Annotated in this window: 17 protein-coding genes and 1 pseudogene; 10 read left to right on the forward strand and 8 right to left on the reverse strand. The window is 61.4% G+C overall.

The genetic code is table 11. From position 1 onward, the window contains the following. Window positions 1–14 precede the first annotated feature (14 nt). From nth to EL22_RS04510, 9 genes and pseudogenes are all read left to right on the forward strand, one after another. A pseudogene (gene nth / locus EL22_RS04470) lies at window positions 15–841 on the forward strand (endonuclease III domain-containing protein). 154 nt (window positions 842–995) lie between these two features. Next, window positions 996–2,138, forward strand: a complete 1,143-nt coding sequence (locus EL22_RS04475; protein ID WP_050050336.1) for a PotD/PotF family extracellular solute-binding protein — start codon at window positions 996–998, stop codon at window positions 2,136–2,138. Window positions 2,139–2,143: 5 nt separating this feature from the next. Further along, window positions 2,144–3,280, forward strand: a complete 1,137-nt coding sequence (locus EL22_RS04480) for an ABC transporter ATP-binding protein (protein ID WP_050050337.1) — start codon at window positions 2,144–2,146, stop codon at window positions 3,278–3,280. Window positions 3,281–3,283: 3 nt separating this feature from the next. Continuing rightward, complete coding sequence (locus EL22_RS04485) at window positions 3,284–4,207, forward strand: ABC transporter permease (RefSeq protein ID WP_050050338.1); 924 nt, start codon at window positions 3,284–3,286, stop codon at window positions 4,205–4,207. Then, window positions 4,200–5,003, forward strand: a complete 804-nt coding sequence (locus EL22_RS04490; protein ID WP_050050339.1) for an ABC transporter permease — start codon at window positions 4,200–4,202, stop codon at window positions 5,001–5,003. The genes EL22_RS04485 and EL22_RS04490 overlap by 8 nt, the downstream gene beginning before the upstream one ends. Window positions 5,004–5,791: 788 nt before the next feature. Then, on the forward strand, window positions 5,792–7,033 hold the full coding sequence (locus tag EL22_RS04495; protein ID WP_050050340.1) for an NAD-dependent epimerase/dehydratase family protein: 1,242 nt from the start codon (window positions 5,792–5,794) through the stop codon (window positions 7,031–7,033). After that, the gene (locus EL22_RS04500) at window positions 6,993–8,030 is read left to right on the forward strand and encodes an NAD(P)-dependent oxidoreductase (RefSeq protein ID WP_231587874.1); all 1,038 of its coding nucleotides are present in this window, start codon (window positions 6,993–6,995) and stop codon (window positions 8,028–8,030) included. Before EL22_RS04495 ends, EL22_RS04500 begins: the two co-directional genes overlap by 41 nt. 88 nt (window positions 8,031–8,118) lie before the next feature. After that, window positions 8,119–9,375: a Glu/Leu/Phe/Val dehydrogenase gene (locus tag EL22_RS04505; protein ID WP_050050342.1), complete on the forward strand. Its 1,257-nt coding sequence runs from the start codon at window positions 8,119–8,121 to the stop codon at window positions 9,373–9,375. 103 nt (window positions 9,376–9,478) lie between these two features. Next, a complete protein-coding gene (locus EL22_RS04510; RefSeq protein WP_050050343.1) occupies window positions 9,479–9,985 on the forward strand; it encodes a DUF2062 domain-containing protein in 507 nt (168 codons plus the stop codon). A 62-nt stretch (window positions 9,986–10,047) separates the two neighbouring features. Here EL22_RS04510 and EL22_RS04515 read toward each other — a convergent pair whose 3' ends face one another. Both EL22_RS04515 and EL22_RS04520 read right to left on the reverse strand, forming a co-directional pair. Continuing rightward, window positions 10,048–11,190 carry an acyl-CoA dehydrogenase family protein gene (locus EL22_RS04515; RefSeq protein WP_050050344.1) on the reverse strand — a complete coding sequence of 381 codons (1,143 nt, stop codon included), beginning with the start codon at window positions 11,188–11,190 and terminating at the stop codon, window positions 10,048–10,050. 73 nt (window positions 11,191–11,263) lie between these two features. Next, window positions 11,264–12,601, reverse strand: coding sequence for a hypothetical protein (locus tag EL22_RS04520; RefSeq protein WP_050050345.1), 1,338 nt, complete (start codon window positions 12,599–12,601; stop codon window positions 11,264–11,266). Between the two features lie 163 nt (window positions 12,602–12,764). On the opposite strand from EL22_RS04520, the gene EL22_RS04525 reads away from it, so the two are divergent. After that, the gene (locus tag EL22_RS04525; protein ID WP_050050346.1) at window positions 12,765–13,571 is read left to right on the forward strand and encodes an RIO1 family regulatory kinase/ATPase; all 807 of its coding nucleotides are present in this window, start codon (window positions 12,765–12,767) and stop codon (window positions 13,569–13,571) included. A 245-nt stretch (window positions 13,572–13,816) separates the two neighbouring features. Here EL22_RS04525 and EL22_RS04530 read toward each other — a convergent pair whose 3' ends face one another. The 6 genes from EL22_RS04530 to EL22_RS04555 all read right to left on the reverse strand — a co-directional run bounded on the left by EL22_RS04530 (window position 13,817) and on the right by EL22_RS04555 (window position 18,185). Then, complete coding sequence (locus EL22_RS04530; protein ID WP_050050347.1) at window positions 13,817–14,677, reverse strand: carbon-nitrogen family hydrolase; 861 nt, start codon at window positions 14,675–14,677, stop codon at window positions 13,817–13,819. 6 nt (window positions 14,678–14,683) lie between these two features. Beyond that, complete coding sequence (locus EL22_RS04535) at window positions 14,684–15,118, reverse strand: SRPBCC family protein (RefSeq protein ID WP_050050348.1); 435 nt, start codon at window positions 15,116–15,118, stop codon at window positions 14,684–14,686. 52 nt (window positions 15,119–15,170) lie between these two features. Further along, window positions 15,171–15,395: a hypothetical protein gene (locus EL22_RS04540; protein WP_050050349.1), complete on the reverse strand. Its 225-nt coding sequence runs from the start codon at window positions 15,393–15,395 to the stop codon at window positions 15,171–15,173. A 261-nt stretch (window positions 15,396–15,656) separates the two neighbouring features. Next, the gene (locus EL22_RS04545) at window positions 15,657–15,860 is read right to left on the reverse strand and encodes a hypothetical protein (protein WP_050050350.1); all 204 of its coding nucleotides are present in this window, start codon (window positions 15,858–15,860) and stop codon (window positions 15,657–15,659) included. A gap of 105 nt (window positions 15,861–15,965) precedes the next feature. Further along, complete coding sequence (locus tag EL22_RS04550) at window positions 15,966–16,997, reverse strand: phosphate uptake regulator PhoU (RefSeq protein ID WP_050050351.1); 1,032 nt, start codon at window positions 16,995–16,997, stop codon at window positions 15,966–15,968. Between the two features lie 102 nt (window positions 16,998–17,099). Then, window positions 17,100–18,185, reverse strand: coding sequence for an ATP-NAD kinase family protein (locus tag EL22_RS04555; protein ID WP_050050352.1), 1,086 nt, complete (start codon window positions 18,183–18,185; stop codon window positions 17,100–17,102). Between the last annotated feature and the right edge of the window lie 108 nt (window positions 18,186–18,293).

An 18,293-nucleotide genomic window follows, 5' to 3' on the forward strand; every position in this document is an offset into this window, starting at 1 on the left:
CACTACGTGAATACATGAGCGAAGACCCGGAACCGTCGCGTAACATCAGCGGCGGTCTCGAGGGTGGCGGCGTCGCGGCAGCGTTCGACCCGGCGGAGGCCGAGACGCGGGCGGAGGCGGTCGTCGACAAGCTCGGCGAACTGTACTGGCAGAAGACCTACGGTGGGCAGGACGCCTTCACTTGTCTTGTCCGCACGATCTTGAGCCAGAACACGAGCGACAAGGCCAGCCAGCCCGCACACGACGCGCTGCTCGAGCGCTACGGTGCCGACGAGTCGGGAGAAAACGAGACCGATCTGGCTGAGGCGCTCGCAAACGCCGCACAGAGCGAACTCGCCGAGACGATCAGTTCCGCGGGGCTGTACAACCAGAAGTCGGAGACGATCATCGACACGGCCGAGTGGGTTCTCGAGGAGTTCGGCTCCGCGGTGGCGTTCGACGCTTTCATCGCGGACGAGCCGTCGAAGACGGTTCGCGAGACGCTGCTCTCGGTTCGCGGCGTCGGTCCGAAGACGGCCGACTGCGTGTTGCTCTTCGCGGGCGGTCGCGGCGGCGTCTTCCCGGTCGATACCCACGTCCACCGCATCGTTCGACGGCTCGGAATCGCGCCGCCCGGCGCGGATCACGAGGGGGTTCGCGAGGTCGTCGAACGCGACGTCCCGACGGCTAAATGCGGCTTCGGACACACGGCGATGATCCAGTTCGGCCGCGAGTACTGCAGTGCGCGCAAGCCGGCGTGTCTCGAGGATCCGGACGCCTGCCCGATGGGCGGACTGTGCGAGCAGGTCGCGTCTATCCCGCGACTGGTGCGGTCGTCGATCCGGCCGAGACGCTCGAGTGAGTCCACCGGGGACCGAAGGTGGCCGCGAGACACCGTCGGCTCGCGCGATCCGTTCGGGATCCAATGACTTGCGAACGGTCCGCATGGGACTGGACGCGGCCGTTTCGAACTTCACAACCGTTTTATGTTGGACTCGGATAAGGCCGTGGCACCAATGGCTGCAGACCCGACACGGGTTGCAGAGACGAGGGGAGCTGGGACGGAATCAACGACCAAATCGACGAGTGGCGTCTCTCGTCGGGGTATGCTGGCCGGCGTCGCGGCCGGATCGGCCGCGGGACTGGCAGGGTGTACGCGGATCTTCGGCGACGAATCGACGTCGTCCGGCGAGACGCTGACCGTCTGCGTCTGGAGCGGGAACTACGCGGATCGGTTCAAGGAGTCCGTCGTCCCGATGTACGAGGACGAATATGACGTGACGCTGCAGGTCGAAACCGGCTGGAACAACATCCTCGCGAACATCAGACAATCGCAGGGGAACCCGCCGTACGATGTCACCGTCACGGACGGCAACTTCTACTACCGTGGCCGTCAGGAGGGGCTCTTCGAGTCTATCCGGACGGAAAACGTTCCTCATCTCGAGGAGACCATCGACTACTACAGCGAGTTCCGCCCGACGGAGTACGGCATGCCGGTCGACGGCGCGCCGTGTAACATCATCTACCGGGAGGACCTCGACTTCGAGCCGACCGAGTGGGCCGACATCTCCTCGAGCGAGGTCGACGACAGTCGGGGGCTCGGTATCGATACCGGCTTCTGGTGGTTCCCGGTTCACGCCGCCGCGATGGGCATGGACGATCAGGAGGCTGCCGGCGAACTCTACGACGAATCCCTCCACGGAGACGTTTTCGACGAGATCCGAGAGTGGAACGTCCAGAGCTGGGCCAGCAGCGGCCAGGACATCTGGCAGGCGTTCGAAAGCGGGACGATCGACGTCGCGCAGTGGTACTTCGAACAGACCGCCTACGACATCGGCGACTACGACGGGCTCACGCACACGCTACCCGAGGAGACCACCGGCTACCTCAACCACTGGTGCGTGACGAGCGGGACTGACAAGCGCGACCGAGGCGAGGAGTTCATCGACTTTCTCATGCGGCCCGAGGTCCAGACCGAGTGGTCGAAATCGAGTCCGTCGCTGTTCTGTAACGCCGACATGGAGTACGCCAACGATCTCGGCGAGCAGCTGCCAACGAGCGCCGAGGAGGCACAGAACATCGCCTTCCCCGACTGGGAGTACCTCATCGACTACTACGACGAGTTCGAGTCCGAGTACTCGAGCATTCGAAACGACTGAAGCCAATGTCAGAAATAGAACTCTCCGGCCTGGAGAAGCGCTACGGCGACGAACTCGCCGTCGAAGACGTCTCCGTGACGATCGAAGACGGCGAACTGCTCTGCCTGCTGGGTCCGAGCGGCAGCGGCAAGTCGACGACGCTGCGCATGATCGCCGGGCTCACGTCGCCGACCGACGGGACGGTCCGCATCGGCGAGGACGACGTCACCGAGCGGCCGGCCTATGACCGAACGACCGCGACCGTGTTTCAGGACTGGGCGCTGTTTCCCCACAAGACGGTCCTCGAGAACGTCGCCTTCGGACTGCGGATGCAGTCGACCTCGACGGACGAACGTCGGGAGCGTGCTCGAGAGATGTTAGACCGCGTCGAGATGGCCGAGCACGCCGACGACAACCCGACGAACCTGAGCGGCGGGCAGAAACAGCGGGTCGCGCTCGCGCGCTCGCTGGCGGTCAACCCGGACGTCCTCTTGCTCGACGAGCCGCTGTCGAACCTCGACAAGCGCCTGCGAGAGGACATGCAGATCGAACTCCGCGAGATCCACGAGGATCTCGAGAAGACGTTCGTCCACGTCACGCACGACCAGGACGAGGCGTTCACGCTGGCCGATCGGATCGGGATCATGGCCGACGGCGAACTGGTTCAGGTCGGCGACCCCCACGAGGTCTACGAGAACCCGAAGAACCGATTCATCGAGGGCTTCCTCGGTGACACGAACTTCCTCGCGGGCGAGGTCGCGCGGACGACGGCCGAATCGGTCGTCGTCGAGACGGAACTCGGCCAGGAGATGATCCTCCCGAGCGACGGCGACGACGCGCTCGCCGTCGGGGAGTCACTCACGCTGTCGCTTCGTCCCGAGGTCCTCACGATCGGCGAGAGTCCGGTGGCGAACGACGCCGATCCGGAGACTGCGACCGTCGCAGACGGGGGAACGACGAACGAGATCGTCGGAACCGTCGAGAACGCCATTTACCGCGGCTCGACGGTTCGATACTCCGTCGCGATCGAGAATAGTTCGGTGTTCGTCGAGCGAACGGTCGCCGACTCGGGCGCGTTCGACGCCGGTGACGACATTCGCATCCGCTGGAACGGTGCGGACGTACTCGCGTTCCGCGAAGACGGAACGAGGGTCGACCTGTAACCCATGTCCGGAAATTCGAACGCCACCGCGTCGGGTGCGATAGAGCGGCTCTGGAAGCCGCTCGTAGCGCGCTCGCGCTCGAAGCGAGCGCTGTTGCTCATGGCCCCGCTCGTGATCTTCGAACTCCTGATATTCGTCGCGCCGTTCCTGATCCTGCTCCGAATCAGCGTCTCGGAGGCAGGTGAGCGCGGGACGGCCTACGCGGAGGGGACGTGGTCGGCGGACGCCTACGCGAATGTCCTCACGAGCGAGGTTCCGCGAGAGGTCATCGTCCACTCCTTTACGATCGGGCTCATCGCGACGGCGATCGCCGTCGCCGTCGGTCTCCTGTACGCCTACGCGATCTGGCGGGCCGACGGATTCACCAAGTCGCTGCTGCTATTCTCGGTCGTCCTGCCGTTGCTGACGACGCTCGTCGTCAAGACCTACGCCTTCCGGCCGCTGCTCTCTCCCACCGGAACGCTGAACAGTCTCCTCGAGTCGGTCGGGTTACTCTCGACGCCGCTCGAGATCGTCCCGGGGCTCGCGGGAGCGATCGTCGGACAGGTGTACATCGTCCTGCCCTACGCCGTGCTGGCAATCTACAGCGTGCTCGCGACGATGGACTGGCAGTTAGTCGAGGCGGCCCGAGACCTCGGGGCGAGTCGGCCCCGGTCGGTCCTCGAGGTGGTCGTCCCGCAGGCGATGCCGGGAATCATCGTCGCGACGGTGATATCCTTCGCCTGGAGCGTCGGCTCCTACGCCGCGCCGTTCCTACTCGGCGACGACGTCACGTTCGCGATGCGGGTCGAAGGGCAGATCCTGCGTGACTTCCAGTGGCCGACCGCGACCGCGCTGTCGGTCGTGATGATCGCGGCGATGCTCGTGGTGATCTCTGCGCTCGTCGCCGTCCTCTCGCGCTTCGGAGGTGAGGTGGAGTATGCGTAGAGAAAGCCTCGAGACGGCCCTCTTCCGGGCTGGCTACCTCGTGGTGTTCGCGTTCATGCTGTTGCCCCTCGCCGTCGTCGTCGTGACCTCCTTCGGCGCTTCGGGACAGATTGCGTTCCCGCCGGCGGAGTTCTCTCTCACCTGGTACGAATCGTTCTTCGACCAGACAGACTGGCTGCGCGCGTTCGACAACAGCCTGCTCGTGGGTCTGGGAACGGCGGTCGTCGCGACGATACTTGGCGTGACGGCCGCGTTCGGTCAGGAGATAGACGACGGGCTCGTGGGACGATTGCTCGCGCCGCTCGTTCTCCTGCCGATGTTGATCCCACCGGTCATCTTCGGCGTCACGCTGCTCGTGTACTTCACCGAGTTCGACCTGCAGGGGTCGTACGTGAGCCTGATCCTCGCGCACACGCTGTGGGCGACGCCGCTCGTCTACTTCGTCATGCGCTCGGTCTTCAGACGGTTCGACTGGCAGCAGTTAGACGCGGCCCACGACCTCGGCGCCGGCCCGGTGCGATCGTTCGTCCACGTCGTCCTGCCGAACGTAAAACACGGCATCTTCGTCGGCGCGCTGCTGGCGTTCATCGTCAGTCTGCAGGAGTTCGTGATGGCGCTTTTCCTCTCGAATCACACCACCGAGACGATCCCGGTGGTCGCCTGGAACCAGCTCAGAAACTCGCTGTCGCCGATGGTCAGCGTCGTCTCGACGTTCCTGATCCTGATCTCGCTCGGCGCGATCTTACTCGCCGCCGCGGCGACGAACCTGAACTGGCTGTCGAAACAGCTGTCCTAATCGGCGCTCTCGAGCGTTCGACGATTTTCGGGCGTTCTGTTGTCGGGCGTTCGATCGTTTTTTCATCGTCCGCAATATTGCTTTCCGAGGTATCTCCAAGTGGTTCCCTAAAGTCCCGATCTGTCGGGTTTTCGGTCATTGTTGATTCCTCTTTAAAAGATGTTCAGCGAACAATATGAACTGGCAGTTCGCAGTCTTGCTGATAGTATGCATGGGGAAATCGACGATAGCGGTAGCATCAGGGGTCACAGACCAGTTTTCCTTGAAGGTGTGAATGTACTGTCTCATCAATCCCTTCTCCTTCCGTAATCGTGTGATGGTCGCCCCCAATATACGGCATACGGAACTCTGTGATTTCTCTCGCCCCCGGTCATCTCACGAATTTTCTATGTAAACTAACAATATAATACTGTTGGTTACCTCAAAATTTCATCGGGGTGTTGCATGATTATTGGGGAGACTCATTTAACTTCCCCGCCGCTAACTGATAGCCAATTAGGACAGCGCATCATAGAATACGTCTCATACCCTCTCCCTGGCGATTATAGTGCTCCCAATTCACGTATGATCCTGTGAGATTCGTCAGTCATAGGTTTTGCTCAAGACCGAGATCGTGAATGATTCCTGTTGGATACCATTGTATAACATGCTCTTAGGTGCCTACTCGAAGTGTTACGATCAATAGTAGGCCTCTGCACACCGGGTTCGCACGCTAATTGGGTCAAAACACGTTGGACAAAAACGACAATCTTTTTCAGAAGATCTAGTTATTCATAGGCTGAGTAACTATGACAATACTCCTTACCGGTGCCGACGGCTACATTGGTTGGCCAACTGCATTGCGGATTGCGTCGCGAACGGACGACTGCGTCGTCTGCGCGGACAACTTCTCCCGACGAGAGTGGGTTTCGGAGGTCGGCAGCACGAGCGCGACTCCGATTGCGACAATGGACGAACGCCTCGACGCCGCCCGGGATGTCCACGGACTGCGCAACCTGTCGTTCGTCGAGACCAATCTGACGAACAAAGACTCCGTAAACGAACTCCTCGAGATTCATGAACCTGATACCATCGTCCACACGGCTGCCCAACCGTCTGCACCATACTCACAGATCAATGGCGAACGGGCAAACTACACCCAGCACAACAACCTGCAGGCTACGCGCAACCTGCTTTGGGGGCTGGACGAACACGACCTGAACGACACCCACTTCATTGAGACTACCACGACCGGCGTCTATGGGGCACCAGAGTTCCCCATTCCCGAAGGTGGCGCATCGATGGTAAATCAAGATAATCGTGATGAGGTTCCATTCCCAGCAATGGCTGGATCGTGGTATCACCTCACAAAAAGTCATGATGCTGCGAACATGCGCCTTGCACACAAACAGTTCGACATTCCAATTTCGGACGTTCGAACCGCCATTACTTATGGGACACAAACTGACGAAACAGCCGCTGATCCGCGACTAACAACCCGGTTTGACTTCGACTACTACTTTGGAGTCGTCGCCCACCGCTTCTGCGCCCAGGCAATCGCTGGTTATCCGACGACGGTTTATGGCAAAGGCGAACAGCGAAAACCATTCATCAGCTTAGAAGACGCTGTTGAAGGACTTGCCCAGCTTGCACTCGCTGATCCGGCTGACAGACCTGATGATCACGTCGTTTACAATCAGGTAACGCGCGCGATTAGCATCGTTGAAATGGCTAACACTATCGCTGAGGTCGGCGATGAGTTTGATCTCGACGTCGCTGTGGAACACTTCGAGAACCCACGTGATGAGGATGAAACCCACAAGATGGAGATTGAAAACGACCGCTACATGAATCTAATCGGTGAACAGCGCCAGACCTTCACCGAGGGTGTTCGTGATATACTCGAGACACTCATAACGTACGAGGAGACGATCACCGCCCACGAAGATCGGTTCCTCCCCGGCGTACTCGACGACTGGGAAAAAGAAGACGAGACGGAGCTCACGTACAATGGCGACGACGCCGACCAACCCACCCCTGATGCCAACTGAAAATACCGGAACACATATCCTTGTCACCGGAGGGTGTGGCTATATTGGCAGTAGACTCGTCCCGCAACTACAGGCCGACGACCGCGTTGCTCGGATTACGATCCTCGATTCGCTCGCAAGTGGTTCTCCGTCGAACCTCGTCGAAGCACAGTTCGATGGAACGCTCGAGTTCGTTCGAGGAGATGTCCGTAACTACGGTGATGTCGAAACGGCTATGCGAGATGTGGATCGTGTGGTCCATCTAGCTGCGATTACCGGCGCGGCAAGCACCCATGATCGGGCCGACGAAACACGGGCAGTCAATCTTGAGGGGACTCGAAACGTGTTCAATGCTGCCCAAAAAACCGGTGTCGAGCGCGTTGTTTTCGCTTCATCGTGTAACAACTACGGCCGTGCGACGAGCACGGAGATTGACGAGACAACAGAACCGGACCCTCTTAACCCGTATGCGGAGACAAAGTACGAATCTGAACAGCTCCTGCGCGAATATCTCGATGAGGAGGCATTCACCGGAACGGCACTACGAATGAGTACAAACTACGGGTACAGCCCTGGGATCCGGTTTAATCTTGTTGTCAATCACTTCGTCTTCCGAGCGCTAACCGATCGGTCGTTGACAGTCTATGGGGACGGGAGCAATTGGCGACCATTTATTCATGTACGCGATGCTGCACGGGCGTACAAGCAAGCTGTCTGTAAGCCAGAGGCATGGTCGGAACCAGTGTATAATGTCGGTACAAACGATGAAAACTATCGTATCGAAACGATCGCCGAACTCGTGCGGGAAGAGCTCGATACCAACCTTGAGGTAACGTATCTTGAGGACAAAAATCCCGGGCCATCATATCACGTCAACTTCGATCTCCTCGCAGAGACAGGATACAAGACGAAATGGACGCTCCGGAAAGGTGTCCGAGATCTAGCGACACGGTTTGCTTCCGCATCGAATCTCGAACAAAGTACTGAAATCGATAGCGTAACGGTCTTGCCATCCTAAGCCATATTTATATGAATTATATATGTTTTAAAACTGACCGTGACAGACATTCGCTACGCTTATCCCCCGGTCGGAAAAATAGCTGTGTATGTCGGAGCAAACCAACCCGTTCGAAAGTTTGCAGTCCCAAATCGACGAGGCGAGCCCGTACGTCGATGCCGATGACGACGTCATCGAGCGTCTCAAACACCCAGAGCGCGTGCTCGAGACGAATCTCACCGTCGAACTCGACGACGGATCGCTCGAGCGATTCAAAGCGTTTCGCTCTCAATTTAACGGCGACCGTGGCCCGTACAAGGGCGGCATTCGCTACCACCCGGGCGTTTCCCGTGACGAAGTGAAAGCGCTCTCCGGTTGGATGGTGTACAAGTGTGCAACCGTCGGGATTCCCTACGGCGGCGGGAAAGGCGGTATCATCGTCGATCCCAGCGAGTACTCGGCAGACGAGATCGAACGGCTCACGCGAGCGTTCGCGACGGAGCTCCGACCGCTGATCGGCGTCGACCGCGACGTTCCCGCGCCGGACGTAAACACCGGCCAGCGGGAGATGAACTGGATCAAAGACACCTACGAGACCCTCGAGAACTCGACCCAGCCCGGCGTCATCACCGGCAAAGCGCTGGACTCGGGCGGCAGCGAGGGCCGCGTCGAGGCGACCGGCCGTTCGACCGTGCTCGCCGCGCGCGAAGCCTTCGACTACCTCGGGAAGGACCTCGAGGGCGCGACCGTGGCCGTGCAGGGCTACGGAAACGCCGGCTGGATCGCTGCGAAGCTGATCGACGAGATGGGCGCGAAAGTCGTCGCCGCCAGCGACTCGAGCGGCGGCGTCTACAACGCGGACGGGTTCGACCCGGTCGCCGCGAAGGACCACAAACACGAAACCGGATCCATCTCCGGGTTCGAGGGCGCGACCGAGGAGATCACGAACGAGGACGTTCTCACGCTCGACGTGGATCTGCTGATCCCCGCGGCCCTCGAGAACGCCATCGACGGTGATCTCGCGGAATCGGTGCAGGCCGACGTCATCTCGGAGGCCGCAAACGGCCCGCTGACGCCCGAAGCGGATCAGGTTATGGCCGACAAGGACGTGCTTGTCATCCCCGACATCCTCGCGAACGCGGGCGGCGTGACCGTCTCGTACTTCGAGTGGGTACAGAACCGACAGCGCTTCTACTGGTCCGAAGAGCGCGTCAACGAGGAACTCGAGTCGATCATCGTCGACGCCTTCGACGACCTCGTCGAGAGCTACGAACAGAACGATCTCGACTCGTTCCGAACGGCGGCCTACGTCGTCGCCCTCGAGCGGGTCGCCGGCGCGTTCGAAGAGGCCGGAACCTTCCCGTAATTCACCGGAACGCCAGCGTGACGGTGGCTACGGATGTTATATGGCGTTCCGTCGCCACCGATAGTTTTTTCCTGAAGGCTTTCCATCGACTCAAATCAGTCGAATGCTTCGAGAACGGGTGGCGGTCTATCGCGACCGCGTTCGACGCGAACTGACGGCAGCTTTCAGAGCGGATCATACCCCACACGAGGTCGCCATCAGCTTCGCGATCGGGCTCTTCGTGACGTCGATGCCGACCGGCGGACTCAGCCTCGGGGCACTCGCGATGCTCGCGTACTGGCAGTCCTGGGCGAGCAAAGCGGCGATGTTCGCGGCGGCTATCCTCCTGAACCCGCTCGTCAAGCCAGCCGTCTATCTCGGCAGTTACCGGCTCGGAACCGCGTTCCTCGGCTCGGAACAACTCGTAACGCTCGAGCACGACATCGCCGATATGGCGATCGGGTTCGTTCAGTTTCTGCTGGTCGGCAACGTCGTCATCGGAGCGATACTGTTCGCGATCGGCTATCTGGTCGCCTTCCACCTGACGCGGTCGTACCGCCGACGAGAGGGAACGACGGTTCGTTCCTCGGTCGTTTCGATGTCGCTGTTCCCGTTCAACCGCCGCAAGTGATCGTCGTTGATCGTCTGACCCGAGGGTACTCCGGTAATCGGCCCGTCGATTCTCCGGCTCGATTAGAGCCCGAGTTCCCGCCCGATGACGAGTCGCTGGATCTCGCTCGTGCCCTCGCCGATTTCCATGAGTTTCGCGTCGCGGTAGAATCGCTGGGGGGCGAAGTCGGTCGTGTACCCGTAGCCGCCGAGTACCTGCACCGCGTCCTCGGCGACCTCTCGAGCGGCTTCGCTGGCGTCTAGTTTCGCGAGCGCGGAGGCTTTCGTGACCGGGTCGCCCCGGTCGTATTTTCGGGCGGCCTCGTAGGTGAGCAGCCGCGCGCGTTCGGTTTTGCGGTACATCTCGACGACCTTGTCGCGGACGGCGTCGAACTTCGCGATCGGTTGTCCGAACTGTTCGCGTTCGGTGCTATAGCGTTTGGCGTGGTCGTAGGCCCCCTGTGCCAGTCCCGTCGAGAGCGCGGCGATCGAGATCCGGCCGCCGTCGAGGGTCGTTTTCGTCTGTTCCCACCCCTCGCCTTCCGCGCCGAGCAGGCGATCCGCCGGCAGGCGGACGCCGTCGAACGATATTTCGCACGTGGGCGAGGCGTTGAGTCCCATCTTCTCCCACGTCGTCGTCACCTCGAAACCCTCGTCCTCGTTCGGATCGACGATGAACGTCGAGATCCCGTCGTACCCCGCCTCGGGATCGGTCACGGCCTTGACGAGGATCGAACCGGCGACCGACGCGTTGGTGATGAACTGCTTGGTCCCGTCGAGAACCCACTCCGAGCCGTCTTTTCGCGCCGTCGTGCTCATTCCGGAGGCGTCCGACCCGCTTTCGGGTTCTGTAAGTGCCCACCCGCCGAGGTACTCTCCCTCGGCGAGGGGTCGAAGCCACCGTTCTTTCTGCTCGTCGGTGCCGAACAGCTCGAGCGGTTTCGACGCCAGAGAAGTGTGTGCGACGTACGAGAGCCCGACCGAGCCCGAGACGCGACCGAGTTCCTCCGCGACCAGCGCGTACATCATCGTATCGCCTCCGAGTCCGCCGTACTCCTCGCCGATCGGCACGCCCATGACGTCGAGTTCCGCGAGGACATCGAACACCTCCTCGGGAAACCGATGTTCGTCCTCGATCTCCTGAGCGATCGGCTCGATCTCGTCCGTACAGACGTCTCTGACGGTCTGGCGAATCATCCGATGCTCGTCCGAAAGTTCGGCGGCCATACGCAATACTTGCCGGCTCGAGGGATAAGCGCACCGACGGATATCAGGAGGCCGGCGGAGTCACTGACCGGCGCTACCAGCCGCGGTCGTCGAGTCCGTCGTCATCGTCCGGTTTCTCGTCGCGGTCCTCGCGAGCGTCCGTCGAACCGTCTCGGTCCGATTCGCCGTTCGCATCGGGTTCGCCGTCGTCGACCGATCCGTCCGCGTCGACCGATTCGTCCGTCGAATCGCGCGTCTCGTACCACTCGAACCCGTCGTCGTCGTCCGGTTCCGTCGTCGACCAGGACTCGTCAGTCTCGGAGTCGTACCCGTCTCGAGTTCCGTCGTCCCAGCCGGACTCTGTCTCTCGGCCCGCCGTCCCAGCGCCACCGGCCGTCCCGACCGGGGTGCCGCGTAGCGCCCCGCGAAGGTCCGGGATCAGATCGAGGTCGTCGTTCGTGTCCCCGAGCAACAAGAGCGCGTAATACCGGAAGTAGACCGTGATAGGCGTCCAGATGACCGACAGCAACAACAGGAACGCGAGGAAGGCACCGATCATGAAGACGGTAAAGACGATGCCGCCAATCACGCCGAGATCAGCGAGGAGGACAAAGAGGACGAACGCCAGAATCGCGAACGGAATCGCGAGGATGAATCCCGCAATGGCGATGACGAACCACGCGGTGATCGTGATAACGAGCATGATGATCCAGGCGAGCACGAGGTAGACGACGTACTCCGCCCAGTTGGCCTTGAACGTCGCCCAGAACCGGCTCCAGGCGCTCAATACCCCGCGGTCCTCAAGCAACATGATCGGGGCGACGAACTTGGCTGTAAAGCCGAGGATGATGCTGTAGGCGAGCACGAACACGATTCCCGCCGCCAGAGCCCCCCACAGCGTGGCACCGGTCAGTTGATCGAGTACGTCCCCCCCGGTGAACTGGTAGTACAGCAGTCCGCCTGCGATTGCGACCGGAATAGCGTTCAGGACGACTCGAAAGACGAACAGTCGAAACCCGCGTCCGACGTTCTCGAGGAAGTACCGCCTGACGTGTACCTCCTCTGATCGCAGCGATTCGATGAAGACGAACTCCAGTATTGCCTGGATGAACAGATAGATCAGCCCGATTCCGAAGAGAATTGCTACGAAAACGAGCGCGACCGCGATCACCTGATCCACGGGGAACTCTTCGCCCGTTTCCTCTTCGTATAGTTCTTGAATACTCTCCTGGGACTCTCCCTGCGTGCCAGTCTGGGTTGGATCGTCGGCTACCATCCCGGGATCGGTCACCGGCACTCCAGGTCCGGAGAACCCGAGGCTGCTTACGAAGAAAACGATGAGCGCGAGTTTGAGGACCAGGCCGAGACTGATCGGCGTCAGGAACTCGCGAGTCGCGTCGATTGCGTCGCTGAGATCATCCACGGCATACATGATTGTCTCGGTGGTTGTATCGCCACCATGAAAATAATACTGTTGTGAGTGTCACACGAAACGATCGGTTTCCAGTAGCTTCCGAACGGCACCCGCAGGCAGACATCCATTCTCGACAACCGTTCGAGACGCATATATGCCTCACCGTCCTTAGCCACACCACATGGACATCCGTCAACTCGCGCGTGGCTCCATCGAATGGGGTCGTCTCGAGCGGGTCGCACGCACGCTGGCGGAGCGCTACGACCGGGACGTGGTGCGCGTCGAGTTTCTCGAGGCGGACAACTGGCTCTCGACGCCCTGCGTGATCGACGACGAGTTCTTCGTCAAGATCGTCTCCAAGCAGAACGCACTGGTCCACGCGGTGTTGACGACCGGACGAAACGTGGGTGCGTTCACGTCGGGGACCGAGGGCTTTTTCGATCGATTTGACACCCCTCGCCAGATGGTCGAACACGAGTACGACGCGACACAGCGAATCCGCGAAATTGGCCTCAACGCGCCGAAACCTATCGAATCGTTCGAGGTCAACGGCCTCGGCGTCCTCGTCCTCGAGTACCTCCCCGACTTCCGGTCGCTCGACGACATCGACGACTCGGATGTCTGCGCTCGAGCGCCGGAACTGTTCGAGCTGCTCGCGACGATGCACGCGAACGAGTTGGCCCACGGGGATCTGCGCGCGGAAAACGTCCTCCTCTGTGAGGGAGAGCTCTACGTCATCGACGCCACGAGCGTCTCGGCGGACCGTATGGACGAAACGACGGCCTACGACCTTGCGTGTGCGATGGCCCTCCTCGAGCCCCGAATCGGCGCTCGAGACGCCGTTCGCGAGGCGGCGGCGGTCTACGACGCCGACGCGTTGCTGTCGGCGCGGGAATTCCTCGACTTCGTGCGAATGCGCCCGGACCACCAGTTCGACTCCACGAGGCTTCGAAGCGAGGTCGAGAAGGTCGCAGACCTACAGGAGTGACTCGGTCGACCAGACTCCACTATCTGTCGGTACTGAAACGAGAAGGCGAAAGGCGTGGGCGAGCGGTGGATCCGTCCTCGAGGAGTTCGACGGAGCCGGAGACGAGCAGTACCGGTGAAGACGTGAAAAGCGTCTCGAACCGGTAACTCGTATGCCGGTCGGAAGGGACAAAAAGTTCCCGGTCGCGGAACCGACGTTGGTCACGCGGACTGTTCGTGAATCGAGCGCATCGTGCGCCAATCTGACTACCGTCGTCGGTCCGCGAGCGCGGGAAACGACGAGCGAACCCCCTCGACCGTCTCGGGATCGATCGTCGCCGTGACCAGCGCCGGATCGTCGCCGCTCGAGGCCAGGCGGACGCCCCAGGGATCGTAGACGGTCGAACGCCCGAGCAGGTCGGCGTCGTCGAACGATCCCGACCCGTTGATCGTCGCGACGTAACACTGGTTTTCGATCGCTCGAGCCCGCGAGAGCGTCTCCCAGTGATCGACTCGCGGGTAGGGCCACGCGCTGGGGATCAACAGCAACTGCGCGCCCGAGTCGACCAGTTCGCGGTAGAGTTCGGGAAATCGGAGGTCATAGCAGGTCGTCACGCCCATCGTGAGGCCACGGATCGTCGCCGTGTCGACGGACTCGCCGGGAACGAGTAGGTCGCTCTCTGCGGACTCGTACCCGAAGAGGTGGTGCTTTCGGTAGACCAACTCGAGCGCGCCGTCGGCGCTAAACAGGGCCGCGGTGTTCGCGAGGCCGGTTTCCGCGGGCGTCGAAACGGTGTCGGTCGCCGCGAGGTCTTCGACGATGCTGCCGGCCAGAACGGCCACGCCGTGGTCGAGTGCCGCATCTCTGAGTTGTCCGAACGTGCGCCCCTCGATCGGTTCGGCGTAGCTGGCGTATTCGTCGAAGGCGAAGTATCCAACGTTGAACAATTCCGGCAGCGCGACGAGGTCGGCCCCGGCCGCGGCCGCTCGAGCGACCGCCGCCGTCGCCCGGTCGACGTTTCCGTCGACGTCGCCTGGTTCGATAGCGATCTGTGCCAGGGCCAGTTCGATCGCCGACCCCGTCGTCGATCGGTTCGGCGGATTCGAATTCGATCTGTCAGACACCATCTCGATTCAGGGGGTCGATCGGAGGTCGTCCTCGAGCGCTCGGCGGAGGTTCTCGAGTTCGTCGTCGAGGTTCCGCTTGAAGAACGTCTCGACGCCGGGGAGTTTGCCATCGACGACGAACTGATTCTCGAGGCGAGCGCCCGTCTCGGTCGGGGTGATTTCGTGTTCGCCTTTCACGTCCATCACCTTCGACCGTCCGACGAACGCCACCTCGTTGGGCGGTGCTCGCGTTACGTCCTCGGTCTCGACCGTGATCGTCTGTCGAACCAGCGGAATCGGGAGTTCGACGTGCCACGTCGCCTCTCGGCCGGCTTCGTCGTCGATCGTGTACTCGGAGACGACACTAATCGCCCGCGCTCGGTTCTCCGGGTCGGAAATGAACTCCCAGACGCGCTCGGGAGTCGCCTCGACTTCGAACGATCGATCGACCCGTACTGTCATGTGCGATACCTCCGTGGTTGACGGGTAAAAAGACGGTGAATCCTCGACTGACTCAACTGAGCGTGACTTTCCAGGTCGTCGAGCGCGCGCGACCCCACTTTTCGATATCGACATCCTCCGACTTCTCCGCGAGGTGGGGCAGCCGAGCCCCGACCTGCTTCGACGAGAGGCCGATCGCCGATGCAATGTTTTTCGCCCGGAAGTACTGCTCTCCTCGGGCTGCACTCTCGCGGAGATACGAGAGAATGCGCTGTTCTTCGTTGGAGTAGTCGGTCATCGTCAGTACAGTATCTAGGGTTTCGGTCGCCTTAACTCTTAACGGGTGAGACCGGCCGCTGGGAGCAACTATCGCTGCTACTGACCGATCGACGCGTGTGTAATTCGTCGAACCAACGCTGTTGGGACTTGCACTCTCGAAGCAACGCTATCGTGGTCTGGACTTCCTCGAGAATACGTCCGCCATTCGACAGCCTGCGTCGAACGGATCGTCTCGCTGCCGGTCTCCACGAGGTCAACGGAGAATCGGACGACAGCGGAGTCAGTCCCAGAGGTGAATCCCGGCGACCGCGAGGATCGAAAACGCTACTGCGCCGGCGAAGCCGCCCGCGGCGGTGATTTCGGGGATGCCGCCGAGTTCGAGCGCACCCACGATCATTGCGATTGCACCGACGACGGCGAGCGCACCGAGTGCCATCGAGAGACCGACGCCCTTGTCGGTTGCAGATTCCGTTTGCGTAGCCATATCACGGTGGTTTCGAGTGAACGCTCTTAATTGCACTCATTCGCTGCGGTTCGAGCGGCCGAGCCCTCGAGTTCGCATGCGGATTCAGGCATAGACGGTCACGCTTCACTTGATCGTCGTGTGGTCGGACTCCTCGTTGAGCGCGAGATTGGCGGCGATCTCCGTGTTTCGCATCGCGTACCCCGCGGTCTGTTGGACGCTGACCAGCACCTCTCGAACTTTGAGGAGGTCATCGTTGTTCATCTCGGGTAACTCGGCCAGGATCTCCTCTTCCCGATCTGCGATGTCCCGGTAGAGCTTTCGGGCTTCGATCGTTTTGTCGTAGTCTCGCTCGACCGCCGACTCGACCGCGAGGGCGGTGATGTCGTCGACCAGTTCGGTCAGTTCCCGGATCTCGCGCATCACGTTGTTGTCGATGTCGAGGGTGTGACCCTCCGTCTCCATCACGATGTCCGCGATGTCCTCGGCGTTGTCCGCGGTCAACTCGAGGTTCTTCGCGATCGATCGGTAGCCGATCAGCGGGAAGCCGCTGTTGAGCCCGACCGCGCGGGCGAGGTTCGGGTTCTGGTAGGCAGTAAAGATGAGACGGAGCAGTAACACGAAGATCTTGTTCGCCTGTCGCTCGCGGTTGAGCGCCCGCTGTGCGAGGTCGGGGTTGCCGTGTGCCAGCGCCTTGATCGCTTCGCCGCGCATCGTCCGTCCGGTTCGCTCGAGGCGCTCCAAGAGGTTATCGAGCGTGAAGTCCTCCGGATCGACCGAACAGCGAATCGAGATGTTCTCCGGCGTCTCTTCGATGACGCCGAGGCCCATCAACTGCGTCTCCGCGCGGTAGACCGCGTTGATGTGTTCGGACTCGAGCGCGCCGTCTTCGCACTCGATGCGGATGACTCGTCGCCCGAGGACGTACTGGGCGACGATCGCCCGTTCGACCGCTTCGGAATCGAGGTCGTCGGCGTGGATGATTGCCTCTGTTTCCTCCGAGTTCGCGGATTCGGGCATCACGGTGAGCGTGCCCTTGCCGCTGGTTCGAAGCGACACTTCGTCGCCTTTCTCGACGCCGTGCTCGGACGCCCACTCGGCCGGCAGCGTCATTGCCAGCGTCGACGGACCGAGCCGTTGCACTTTCCGTGTTTCCATATCACAGCGTACGCTGGACCAGACCTTAATCTTGACTATATGCTGCATACATTCGGCGCTGTCGTTATATCGTTGATAGCCTCAGCAGATTACCTCCGGTCCTTAAACAATCTTCACGAGACGGGTCGTGTATCGGCCCGTTCGGACCTTGATCCACCCCCGCAACTCCTCGTTCAGGCGCTCGTCGTCGGTGTCGACGTGAAATGCGCCGATGTCGTCGAGTTTCTCCGTCGAGGCGACGATATCAAGCGCGTCGGCCCGTCGGATCACGGCGGGCGAGAGCTGGTGGTTGCCACGCCCGAAGAGAAACCCCTGTCCGCCGATCGGCGACACTACGATCGTGACCGGGTCCGAAAGCGCCGCCAGAATATCGCTCTCGGACCCGTCTCGGACCAGAACCTCGCCGTCCCGCCAGACGTCGACGCCGAGTGGCGAGCCGTCGATCTCGAGTGCGTCTTCGATTCGCCCGACCGTGCTCCCCGGGCCGAATACGTAGGTTCGTCCGGCGTCGGCGTCTCGAGCGTAGCCGTCGGCGAGTGAGTCGACGCTCCCGCTGGCGAGTTGCTTGCTCGACTGGATCTCCGGAGCGACCGGCACCGGCACCACCGCCCGTAGCTCCGAGCGGACCGTCCCCTCGCGGTAGGCCGCCTCGTCGATGTCGTTTACCTCCCGCGACTCCACGCGGTCGAACTCGGCGGCCACGCGACCGGCGTCCGCGGGCGTCACGGCGAAGACCGACGAGTAGATTTTCACCCCCGCTGGGACGCCAAGCATCGGCGTCTCCCCGTCCGCTCGCTCGAGCACCGCGGCGACGTCCGCGGCGGTGCCGTCGCCGCCGACGAACACCACGAGGTCGACCCCGCGCTCGAGAAACGCTCGAACGGCTCCGCGCGTGTCCTCGGCGGTCGTCTCGGGAGCTTCTTCGACATTTGATTCGGGTTCGAAGACGACAACTGGGTCGAACCCGGCAGCGGCCGCCGCCGATTCTCCCATGCCCCCGGCCGCCGTATAGATGGTGAGCGAGGGTTCCAACCGGTACAGCGTCTCGAGGGCGTCGGAGGCGCGATCCGGCGCGCGCGGCGTCGCGCCTCGTCGACGGGCCTCCTCGAGTTTGTCGTCTGTTCCCTTCAACCCGACCCGACCGCCCATTCCGGCGATCGGATTGACGACGAACCCGATTTCGTTCATGCGCGAAATTTGGGAGTCCGACCCAATAGGCGTGTGGCTTTGCGTTCAGCCGCGACTCGATCGGTCGGGACCGGTCGGTTTCTGAAACGTTAAGAGGGCTGGGCGGAC

This window comes from Halostagnicola sp. A56 (genome assembly GCF_000691505.1).
Taxonomy (GTDB): domain Archaea; phylum Halobacteriota; class Halobacteria; order Halobacteriales; family Natrialbaceae; genus Halostagnicola.